The organism is Streptococcus salivarius (assembly GCF_002094975.1).
In the GTDB taxonomy this organism is placed as follows: Bacteria; Bacillota; Bacilli; order Lactobacillales; family Streptococcaceae; genus Streptococcus; species Streptococcus salivarius_D.
The window spans coordinates 653287-665000 of record NZ_CP015283.1 but is presented as its reverse complement, the minus strand read 5'-3'; the positions used below and the strand labels follow the sequence as shown (position 1 = coordinate 665000).

The 11714-nt window shown below is 42.2% G+C and carries 8 protein-coding genes, 1 tRNA gene and 2 rRNA genes (1 of these 11 running past the window's edge); all 11 read right to left on the bottom strand.

Annotated features, from left to right (window positions below; genetic code table 11):
• A 23S ribosomal RNA gene (locus V471_RS03495) occupies window positions 1-1836 on the bottom strand; it reaches 1064 nt to the left of the window's first position.
• Between the two features lie 146 nt (window positions 1837-1982).
• Window positions 1983-2055 (bottom strand) — tRNA-Ala (locus tag V471_RS03490).
• A gap of 54 nt (window positions 2056-2109) precedes the next feature.
• Window positions 2110-3657: ribosomal RNA gene (locus V471_RS03485) — 16S ribosomal RNA — on the bottom strand.
• The 16S and 23S rRNA genes sit together here with 1 tRNA gene alongside, the layout of an rRNA operon.
• Window positions 3658-4035: 378 nt before the next feature.
• Complete coding sequence (locus tag V471_RS03480; protein ID WP_022496745.1) at window positions 4036-4509, bottom strand: ECF transporter S component; 474 nt, start codon at window positions 4507-4509, stop codon at window positions 4036-4038.
• Entirely contained in the window at window positions 4499-5260 is a 762-nt protein-coding gene (locus tag V471_RS03475; protein ID WP_049529384.1) for a bifunctional hydroxymethylpyrimidine kinase/phosphomethylpyrimidine kinase, read from the bottom strand. Before V471_RS03475 ends, V471_RS03480 begins: the two co-directional genes overlap by 11 nt.
• Window positions 5253-5999 (bottom strand): tRNA pseudouridine(38-40) synthase TruA, encoded by a 747-nt coding sequence (gene truA, locus V471_RS03470; protein WP_084871109.1) that lies wholly within the window; start codon window positions 5997-5999, stop codon window positions 5253-5255. The genes V471_RS03475 and truA overlap by 8 nt, the downstream gene beginning before the upstream one ends.
• A gap of 104 nt (window positions 6000-6103) precedes the next feature.
• Window positions 6104-7237 carry a molecular chaperone DnaJ gene (dnaJ, locus tag V471_RS03465; protein ID WP_002886399.1) on the bottom strand — a complete coding sequence of 378 codons (1134 nt, stop codon included), beginning with the start codon at window positions 7235-7237 and terminating at the stop codon, window positions 6104-6106.
• Window positions 7238-7589: 352 nt separating this feature from the next.
• Window positions 7590-8138 carry a hypothetical protein gene (locus V471_RS03460; RefSeq protein WP_049529383.1) on the bottom strand — a complete coding sequence of 183 codons (549 nt, stop codon included), beginning with the start codon at window positions 8136-8138 and terminating at the stop codon, window positions 7590-7592.
• Window positions 8139-8141: 3 nt separating this feature from the next.
• Complete coding sequence (dnaK, locus tag V471_RS03455; protein WP_002886397.1) at window positions 8142-9965, bottom strand: molecular chaperone DnaK; 1824 nt, start codon at window positions 9963-9965, stop codon at window positions 8142-8144.
• Between the two features lie 85 nt (window positions 9966-10050).
• Window positions 10051-10575 (bottom strand): nucleotide exchange factor GrpE, encoded by a 525-nt coding sequence (grpE, locus tag V471_RS03450; protein WP_002886396.1) that lies wholly within the window; start codon window positions 10573-10575, stop codon window positions 10051-10053.
• Between the two features lie 38 nt (window positions 10576-10613).
• Entirely contained in the window at window positions 10614-11648 is a 1035-nt protein-coding gene (gene hrcA / locus V471_RS03445; protein ID WP_004182170.1) for a heat-inducible transcriptional repressor HrcA, read from the bottom strand.
• Window positions 11649-11714 lie beyond the last annotated feature (66 nt).

The following is an 11714-nucleotide window of genomic DNA, read 5'->3' as shown; positions in this document are numbered from 1 at the left end:
GCAGGCGTCACCCCCTATACATCATCTTACGATTTAGCAGAGAGCTGTGTTTTTGATAAACAGTTGCTTGGGCCTATTCACTGCGGCTGACCATAAGTCAGCGCCCCTTCTCCCGAAGTTACGGGGCCATTTTGCCGAGTTCCTTAACGAGAGTTCTCTCGCTCACCTGAGGCTACTCGCCTCGACTACCTGTGTCGGTTTGCGGTACGGGTAGAGTATAATTAACGCTAGAAGCTTTTCTCGGCAGTGTGACATCACTAACTTCGCTACTAAACTTCGCTCCCCATCACAGCTCAATGTTATAGATATAAGCATTTGACTCATATCACACCTCACTGCTTGGCCAGACACTTCCAATCGTCTGGTTTAGTTAGCCTACTGCGTCCCTCCATCACTATATACTCTAGTACAGGAATATCAACCTGTTGTCCATCGGATACACCTTTCGGTCTCTCCTTAGGTCCCGACTAACCCAGGGCGGACGAGCCTTCCCCTGGAAACCTTAGTCTTACGGTGGACAGGATTCTCACCTGTCTTTCGCTACTCATACCGGCATTCTCACTTCTATGCGCTCCAGCACTCCTCACGGTACACCTTCTTCGCACATAGAACGCTCTCCTACCATACCTATAAAGGTATCCACAGCTTCGGTAATATGTTTTAGCCCCGGTACATTTTCGGCGCAGGGTCACTCGACTAGTGAGCTATTACGCACTCTTTGAATGAATAGCTGCTTCTAAGCTAACATCCTAGTTGTCTGTGCAACCCCACATCCTTTTCCACTTAACATATATTTTGGGACCTTAGCTGGTGGTCTGGGCTGTTTCCCTTTCGACTACGGATCTTAGCACTCGCAGTCTGACTGCCGATTATATCTCGTTGGCATTCGGAGTTTATCTGAGATTGGTAATCCGGGATGGACCCCTCACCCAAACAGTGCTCTACCTCCAAGAGACTTAACATCGACGCTAGCCCTAAAGCTATTTCGGAGAGAACCAGCTATCTCCAAGTTCGTTTGGAATTTCTCCGCTACCCACAAGTCATCCAAGCACTTTTCAACGTGCCCTGGTTCGGTCCTCCAGTGAGTTTTACCTCACCTTCAACCTGCTCATGGGTAGGTCACATGGTTTCGGGTCTACGACATGATACTAATACGCCCTATTAAGACTCGGTTTCCCTACGGCTCCGTCTCTTCAACTTAACCTCGCATCATATCGTAACTCGCCGGTTCATTCTACAAAAGGCACGCTCTCACCCATTAACGGGCTCGAACTTGTTGTAGGCACACGGTTTCAGGTTCTATTTCACTCCCCTCCCGGGGTGCTTTTCACCTTTCCCTCACGGTACTGGTTCACTATCGGTCACTAGAGAGTATTTAGGGTTGGGAGATGGTCCTCCCAGATTCCGACGAGATTTCTCGTGTCTCGCCGTACTCAGGATACTGCTAGGTATAAAGACTATTTCGAATACGAGGCTATTACTCTCTTTGGCCTACCTTCCCAGGTAGTTCTTCTATAATCTTTAAGTCCACGTTGCAGTCCTACAACCCCGAAGAGTAAACTCTTCGGTTTGCCCTCTTGCCGTTTCGCTCGCCGCTACTAAGGCAATCGCTTTTGCTTTCTCTTCCTGCAGCTACTTAGATGTTTCAGTTCACTGCGTCTTCCTCTACATTACCTTAACAGTAATGAGTGACAGGCATTACCTGCCGGGTTCCCCCATTCGGACATCTCTGGATCATTGCTCACTTACAGCTCCCCAAAGCATTTCGTCGTTAGTCACGTCCTTCATCGGCTTCTAGTGCCAAGGCATCCACCGTGCGCCCTTATTAACTTAACCTTATTTTGGTCTTTCGACCTAACTCATTAAATATTCACAGCGTTTCGGTTTATTTTCTTGTTACTATCTATATGTAATTAATTACATATGGAATTTGATATAGATATTCAATTTTCAATGGACAATACTTGAATCTTGCGATTCAATGGAGCCTAGCGGGATCGAACCGCTGACCTCCTGCGTGCAAAGCAGGCGCTCTCCCAGCTGAGCTAAGGCCCCACAAGACCTCTCAAAACTAAATAAGAAACTCAAGTACATTCCGTTTTTCCTTAGAAAGGAGGTGATCCAGCCGCACCTTCCGATACGGCTACCTTGTTACGACTTCACCCCAATCATCTATCCCACCTTAGGCGGCTGGCTCCAAAAGGTTACCTCACCGACTTCGGGTGTTACAAACTCTCGTGGTGTGACGGGCGGTGTGTACAAGGCCCGGGAACGTATTCACCGCGGCGTGCTGATCCGCGATTACTAGCGATTCCGACTTCATGTAGGCGAGTTGCAGCCTACAATCCGAACTGAGATTGGCTTTAAGAGATTAGCTTGCCGTCACCGACTCGCAACTCGTTGTACCAACCATTGTAGCACGTGTGTAGCCCAGGTCATAAGGGGCATGATGATTTGACGTCATCCCCACCTTCCTCCGGTTTATTACCGGCAGTCTCGCTAGAGTGCCCAACTGAATGATGGCAACTAACAATAGGGGTTGCGCTCGTTGCGGGACTTAACCCAACATCTCACGACACGAGCTGACGACAACCATGCACCACCTGTCACCGATGTACCGAAGTAACTTTCTATCTCTAGAAATAGCATCGGGATGTCAAGACCTGGTAAGGTTCTTCGCGTTGCTTCGAATTAAACCACATGCTCCACCGCTTGTGCGGGCCCCCGTCAATTCCTTTGAGTTTCAACCTTGCGGTCGTACTCCCCAGGCGGAGTGCTTAATGCGTTAGCTGCGGCACTGAATCCCGGAAAGGATCCAACACCTAGCACTCATCGTTTACGGCGTGGACTACCAGGGTATCTAATCCTGTTCGCTCCCCACGCTTTCGAGCCTCAGCGTCAGTTACAGACCAGAGAGCCGCTTTCGCCACCGGTGTTCCTCCATATATCTACGCATTTCACCGCTACACATGGAATTCCACTCTCCCCTTCTGCACTCAAGTTTGACAGTTTCCAAAGCGAACTATGGTTGAGCCACAGCCTTTAACTTCAGACTTATCAAACCGCCTGCGCTCGCTTTACGCCCAATAAATCCGGACAACGCTCGGGACCTACGTATTACCGCGGCTGCTGGCACGTAGTTAGCCGTCCCTTTCTGGTAAGCTACCGTCACAGTGTGAACTTTCCACTCTCACACTCGTTCTTGACTTACAACAGAGCTTTACGATCCGAAAACCTTCTTCACTCACGCGGCGTTGCTCGGTCAGGGTTGCCCCCATTGCCGAAGATTCCCTACTGCTGCCTCCCGTAGGAGTCTGGGCCGTGTCTCAGTCCCAGTGTGGCCGATCACCCTCTCAGGTCGGCTATGTATCGTCGCCTAGGTGAGCCGTTACCTCACCTACTAGCTAATACAACGCAGGTCCATCTTGTAGTGGAGCATTTGCCCCTTTCAAATAAATGACATGGGTCATCCATTGTTATGCGGTATTAGCTATCGTTTCCAATAGTTATCCCCCGCTACAAGGCAGGTTACCTACGCGTTACTCACCCGTTCGCAACTCATCCAAGAAGAGCAAGCTCCTCTCTTCAGCGTTCTACTTGCATGTATTAGGCACGCCGCCAGCGTTCGTCCTGAGCCAGGATCAAACTCTCATTAAAAAATTTAATAATTGTTCGAGCGTTAACTCATTACCGTCGTCTGACGATTTATTCTTGTAAATTGACAGGTTATAATTTCTTCTATAACCCTGCACTTGGTTTCTTATTCAGTTCTCAAAGGTCTTTGTCTCTCTTAAGACAACTTCTATATTCTAGCAAATCTAGAATGCCTTGTCAACACTTTTTTTGAAGTTTTTTCACTTCTCGTGTCCGCTGTCTCTCGCGAAACAGCTTATTTATAATATCATCTCTAGCTTGTCTTGTCAATAACTTTTTTAAAGTTTTGGAACCTTTTCAAGTTTGTGGCAAGTCAGTTAAGACAACTTTTATATCTTAACACCCAAATTAATGCTTGTCAATAGGATTTTAGTAAAGCTATTAATCTTTTTTAGATTGAACCTTTTTGAATCCTTGATACAATACCCATCCAACGACTAGGCCGAGAGCGTTTTGGCAGAAATTAGGAATCACTTCTGCGATTGAAGCTCCTGTTCCATACATAAATACTGAAGCAAGTGCATAGCCACCCACCATCACAATTGTAGCAATCAGAAGACCTAGGATACGATAGTTACCCTTAAATCCAGCAAAATAACCTTGTGCACCATGGATTAACAAACTGATAAACATCCATTGCGGAGCAGATGATAGCAAATCTATCAAAAATGCAGATAGTCCTCCCACAATTGCCCCTTCTTTCTTGCCAAGATAGAAGGCTGTGAAGTAGATTCCTGCATCTACCAAAGTTAAAAGCCCTGTTGGAGTCGGAATTTTAGCTACGAATCCAAAGGTCACTGATAAAGCTGTTAAGATAGCTAATAATGTTAGCTCTTTTGTTTTCTTATTTTGCATATTGAACTACTCCAAATTCATTTGATTGTTTAATTGATTCATAAACAAATGCTTTAGCATTTGTCACAGCTTCAGTTTCTGAACATCCTTTAACTAATTCACTAGCTATACTTGAAGCAAATGTACATCCTGCACCTGTATTGTTTTTGTCTAGCACAGCTTCTTCAAACAATTTGTAATCTGTTCCATCATAAAAGACATCTATCGCTTTATTACCATCCAAGCGATTTCCACCTTTGACAACGACAGTCTTAGCACCTAATTCATTGAGATAGCTAGCCGCATGCTTCATATCATCAAGAGTCTTAACCTTTCTATCTATAAGCAGTTCGACTTCAGGTAAGTTCGGAGTGATAACCGTGGTATAAGGGAAAAATTTAACCAATTCATCACGTAGTTGAGAAACTTCAACGTCATGAGTCTCCTTACATACTAAAACAGGATCCAAGACAATTGGAATATCAGAATGTTTTTTAACAAAATCCAACGTTAATTCCGCGATTTCAACGTTAGGCAACAAACCAATTTTAATTGCTGAGAATGGGATATCTTTTAGTGAGTCAAGTTGTTGTTTAAAAACATTAGTATCAACCGGAATAACCTCAAAACCATTCTCAGTCATAGCTGTCAGACAGGTAAGAGCCACAAATCCATGTTGTTTATTAGTGGTAAACGTCGCTAAGTCTGCATGAAGTCCGCCACCACTAAAAATATCATTCCCCGAAATCGCTAAAATCAATTCATCACTCATATCTTATCTCCTTCAAATATAATCCATTTCCTGCTGCTGTTGGTCCTGCGAGATTACGATCACGACTTTCCAACACTGTCTTAACTTGCGAAACAGGCATGCGACCATTGCCAATCTTCAACAAGGTGCCGACCATATTTCTAACTTGCTTATAGAGAAAACCATTCCCAGAAAAAGTAAAGATATAAAATCCAGTTTTCTCATCGATAGATACACTAGCTTGTGTAATTGTGCGTACTTTATTTTCTACAGAAGTTCCTGAAGCTGTGAAGCCTGTAAAATCATGTGTGCCGACCAAATCCTTAGCAGCCTCCTGCATAGGTGCTAAACTTAGAGGGTAGGGATAGTGGGTCGCATAATTACGCATCATAGGGTTCTTAGGTCGCCCTGCATCTACTAAGAACTCATAAGTTTTACTGTGTTTATTGTATCGTGCATGAAATTCTTCTGATACGAGTTCGATACTAACAACATCAATATCATCTGGACATTGCGTATCCAAACCAAAACGTAACTTCTCTGGATCCCGCTCCTGGGGCAAATCGAAGTGTATAACTTGTCCATAGGCATGAACACCTGCATCTGTACGACCCGCTCCATGAACGGTGACAGGTGTTCCGCTATTTAACCGTAAGAGAGTCTTTTCAAGTTCTTCTTGAATAGAACGTGCATTTGGTTGTCTTTGAAAACCTGAGAAAAGTATACCATCATAGGAAATTGTCGCTTTGTATCTAACCATAAAATTATCATATCAGATTTTTTCAAGGATAAAAAGTAGGTCGATTGTCAACTGACCCCATACAGCTTTGACATAAAGAAAAAGACGCTTTCAGCGTCCTTCCTTTATAAATCTTCTAAGGCATCCTTTACTTTATTGAAGAAACCTTTTTTCTGTGGTGCGATTTTTTCATCTCCACTTGCCTTGGCGAATGCAAGGAGAGCTTCTTTTTGAGCATCGTTTAGCTTCGTAGGAGTTACAATCTTAACTGTAACGTGTTGGTCTCCTTGTGAACCTCCACGAAGACGTGGAGCACCCTTTCCTTTTAGACGGAAAGTTTTGCCTGTTTGAGTTCCTGCTGGAATAGTCATCTCAACGTTTCCGTGAACTGTTGGTACTTCGACAGTATCACCAAGAGCGGCTTGGACAAAAGAAATGTTAAGTGTATAGTAAATTGTTGATCCATCACGAGTAAACTTATCGCTTGGATTAACATTGATGATTACAAAGAGGTCTCCATAAGGACCACCATTGAAACCAGCTTCACCTTGACCTGCAAGACGGATTTGTTGACCTGTTTCAACACCTGCTGGAATCTTGACAGATACTTTGTGGCTTTGTTTTTCATGTCCTGTTCCGTGACAAGTTTGACATGGCTCTTTAATTTCTTGACCTGTTCCATGACAGACATCACAGGTTACTTGACGACGCATCATACCAAGTGGCGTTTGCGTATCGACATTGATAACCCCTTGACCATGACAGCGACCACAAGTTACAGGGCTAGTTCCAGGTTTTGCACCAGATCCTGAACATGTCTTACATGTTGCTTCACGATTGTAGTGAACTTCTTTTTCGGCACCAAAAATCGCCTCTTCGAAGCTTAGGTTGACACGGTACTGAAGATCATCACCTTGACGTGGAGCATTCGGGTTACGAGTAGCACCACCACCAAAGAAGCTAGAGAAGATATCCTCAAAGCCACCAAAGCCTGCACCACCATCGAAGCCACCAAAGCCTCCTTGACCACCAAAACCATTCGCACCATCTGGTCCGTATTGGTCATAGGCTGCACGTTTTTGGTCATCACTTAAAGTTTCGTAGGCCTCTTGGACCTCTTTATATTTTTCTTCCGCACCTGGTTCTTTATTAATGTCTGGGTGGTATTTCTTAGACATCTTACGATAGGCACGTTTAATTTCATCTTGAGAGGCATCCTTAGATACCCCAAGACGATCGTAATATTCAGTATTGTTCATACAAGATACTAAGAGCGAACAGAAAGCGACTGAAATTTAGGAAACCGACAAGAAATCCTGATTTCTTAGGAGGTTTATCTAATTTCCAAGCTTTCCGCTCGAGTTCAATTCCCCGAACGCTCTTTGTTCCTTTCTTTAATAATAATTACAACAACTTCAGAACCCGTGTTCAATTGCGGACATTATAATTTCTTTATTACGTTTAAACTAAATACAAAAATAAGATTAGCTTGTGTTTTTATTCTCATTTTTTACACAGTATAGAATTAATAAGCGATTGATTCACATAATTATCTAAAATAGGAGTCGGAAGTATGAACCGACTCCACTAGAAAAAAGCTTTCCAATAAAACTAACCCGCAATAAATTTATCTTGAAGTAATTTATTTCTCAGATTCCTAAAATCGTTAAACTCTGGGCTTTCTGAATCGTTTAAGGTTTGTAACTCATCATAAACAATCGGTTTCTTCCCATTTCTAGTTACCACCATGCTTAAGTAACGAGTTCCATTTCCTCCTTCAACAAGACAAAAAACATATTGCTTATCGTCTCTTTTAGTCATTAGTTCCGATGGAATGGTACTGACTGCTGAAATCCTTCCTTCAATTTTATTTTCAGTGTACGTACCATCACTAACATTAACACCATTAACTTTTCCATCTGAAAATTTAATATAACTTACCTTACGAATAAAACCAACTGTTGGTTTTATTGTTACCTCTAAATCATCATTTTTATCCATACTTGCTTTGATCTCATAACGTAGTACACCAGAATTAACACTAATCTTTTGAGACTCTTTAGATACAGTATAAGCAGAAAAAGCAATGAAACTTGAAACGAATATTGAGACAATAGTTAAAAAATTTTCTTTTAAATACTTTAAAACTTTCTTACCCATTTCTTATTTTTCAGTAAACTCTCCGTCTACGACGTCGTCGCCTGAGTTATCTGCTGTTTGTGCACCTTCTGCTCCTGCTTGAGCTTGTTGTGCTGCTGCAGCTTGTTCATAAAGTTTAACTGCAAGAGCTTGAGCTTTTTCGTTAAGAGCTTCCAATTTAGCCTTCATGTCATCAAGATTGCCTGATTCTTGAGCTTTCTTAAGGTCATCAAGAGCTGATTGAGCAGCATCACGTTCTGTGTCGAAGCCTTTACCTTCTGTTTCTTTGATTGTTTTTTCAGTCGCAAAGATAGCTTGGTCAACTTCGTTACGAAGATCTACTTCTTCTTTACGTTTTGCATCTGCTTCAGCATTTGCTTCAGCATCTTTCATCATCTTTTCAATTTCTTCGTCTGTCAAACCAGAGTTAGATTGGATGACAATTGTTTGTTCTTTTTGAGTTCCAAGGTCTTTAGCTTTAACAGATACGATACCGTTCTTATCAATATCGAAAGTAACTTCGATTTGTGGGATACCACGAGGTGCAGCTGGGATATCAGTCAATTGGAAGCGCCCAAGAGTCTTGTTATCCGCTGCCATTGGGCGTTCACCTTGAAGAACGTGGATGTCAACGGCTGGTTGGTTATCTGCTGCAGTTGAGAAGACTTGTGATTTAGATGTTGGAATAGTAGTGTTGCGGTCAATAAGTTTTGTGAACACTCCACCCATTGTTTCGATACCAAGTGACAATGGCGTTACATCAAGAAGGACAACGTCTTTGACATCACCAGTAATAACACCACCTTGAATAGCAGCACCCATGGCAACTACTTCATCAGGGTTAACTGATTTGTTTGGTTCTTTACCAGTTTCAGCTTTAACAGCTTCTACAACGGCAGGGATACGAGTTGAACCACCGACAAGGATAACTTCGTCAATATCTGACAAGCTCAAACCTGCATCTGAAAGAGCTTGACGAACTGGAGTTTTCGTACGTTCTACAAGGTCACGAGTCAAATCATCGAATTTCGCACGAGTCAATGTCATTTCCAAGTGAAGAGGTCCAGCCTCACCAGCAGTGATGAATGGCAAGCTGATTTGTGTTGAAGTGACACCAGAAAGGTCTTTCTTAGCTTTTTCAGCTGCGTCTTTCAAACGTTGAAGAGCCATCTTGTCTGTTGACAAGTCGATTCCATTTTCTTTCTTGAATTCTTCAACCATGTGGTCGATGATTTTTTGGTCAAAGTCATCACCACCGAGTTTGTTATCCCCTGCAGTTGCCAATACGTCAAAGACACCATCACCAAGTTCAAGGATAGATACGTCGAATGTACCACCACCAAGGTCGAATACCAAGATTTTTTCTTCTTTATCAGTCTTATCCAAACCGTAAGCAAGGGCTGCTGCTGTTGGTTCGTTGACGATACGTTCTACTTCAAGACCAGCGATTTTACCAGCGTCTTTTGTTGCTTGACGTTGTGCATCATTGAAGTAAGCAGGAACTGTGATAACTGCTTTAGTTACTTTTTCACCAAGGTAATCTTCAGCATAACCTTTCAAGTATTGAAGAATCATAGCTGAAATCTCTTGTGGTGTGTATTCTTTACCGTTTGCAGAAACTTTTTCAGAAGTACCCATCTTAGATTTGATAGAGATGATTGTATCTGGGTTTGTTACTGCTTGACGTTTTGCAGCGTCACCAACGATGATTTCACCGTTTTTGAATGACACAACAGATGGAGTTGTGCGGTTACCTTCTGGGTTTGCGATAATTTTTGATTCAGTTCCTTCAAGAACTGCTACTGCTGAGTTTGTTGTACCTAAGTCAATACCAATGATTTTAGACATATGTTTTCCCCTTTTTACTTTAATTTCTATTTTGCTTTTTTTATCTTTCATTCATAGTTTTCTGTCATTTCGGACAAGTTTTCAATTAATTATATACAACTACCATAGCTGGACGTAAGACGCGTTCGTGGAGTTTATACCCTTTTTGGAAAACTTGTGCAATCGTGTCTGCTGGATGTTCATCATCTGCAGGCATTGTTTGAATTGCCATGTGGAAGTTATGATCGAAATCACCATCAGCTGGAATTTCTTCAATTCCTTCCTCTTTAAGAGCATGCACTAAACTTTCTTGCACCATTTCCAAACCTTTTTTGACATCATCAGTCAAGCCCTCAACGGCAAGAGCACGTTCAAGGTTATCAAGTGATGGCAAAATCGCTTTTGCCAAATCTTGGCTACGATACTTTTGCAATTGTTGACGTTCTTCATTTGCACGTCGCTGAATGTTTTGCATTTCTGCATGGGCACGAAGGTATTTGTTTTCAAATTCTTCGGCACGCGCTTGGGCTTCTTCAAGTTCAGAAGGTTCGCTTACTTCCTCTACAACTTCTTCAGTTGTCTCCGTAGCTTCCTCTTCTTTCACTTCTTCTTTTTTAATATCTTCAGTCAAGGCATACACCTCTTTCTATACTTTTTAAATGTTACATCTTAGCTAACTTCATAATGGTTACTATTGAGGTAACGGTAATAATCCGTCAACTTCATAACCAAAACTCTACTAATAACATTGACCAAACTAACCATGCGACGATAATCCATTTCAACTGGACCAATCACATGCATGAGTGCCATCCCACGATAAGGAATCAGGAATTTATGACTCATAACTGTGACATTTTCAAGCGCTTCTTCAGTTGATTCTGCAACCGAAATCTTGGTCACTTCATCATCGGAGATAGCTGATCGAAGCTCAAGTGCCACATGTTGTGGATTGTCCAAAAATTGATAGGTTTTTAAATCGGCATAAGTCAGTGATGCAACCTTACCTTCGATGAAAATCAATTCCTTAAAAAGTTGTGAAAAGATATAATCAAACAAATCTAGAACATTATCTGTTATTTTGAAATACTTTTGCACAATCTGAGGAATCTCAGTTCTCAATCGGTAATGGATATCTAAGACAGTGTTTCCCAAAAAACGTTCTTGAACAAGCTTATGAAGAATTTCCAAATCACTAGACAAGAAATTTTTTGGAATAGCAAATTGAACTGTCACAGGCTTAGATTCATCTAGAGTAAGAACCGCTAAAGCGTCGTGATTGGACAGATGAACAATGTCAAATCCAGTCAGACGTTGTCGTGTCGGTTCCACATCTTGAATCACTGCTGTACATCCTGTCATTTCTGCCAGCAGCTTCGCCGCCGCATCCAAGATATCTTCAAGTTTAAAGGCTTCAAAATCAAAGGCCTTAACCACTTGATAAACATCTTGTTCATCAATCGTATCAAGATTCAAAGAATTAGCGACGAAATACTGGAAACCTGCTCGGCTTGGCATACGCCCACTAGAAGTATGAGCTTTTTCAAGATAGCCCATCTTTTCAAGCTTGGCCATGTCATTACGAATGGTCGCTGAACTCGAATCAATTGATTCTTGTAATGCTTTCGAACCAACCGGTTCATGTGTACGAGTGAACATCTCAACTATCAAATTCAAAATAGTGTTTTGCCTTTGCGTAATCACGATGTCACCTCATTTCTATTTATTAGCACTCTAATGCATCGACTGCTAACTTATGATTCTATTATA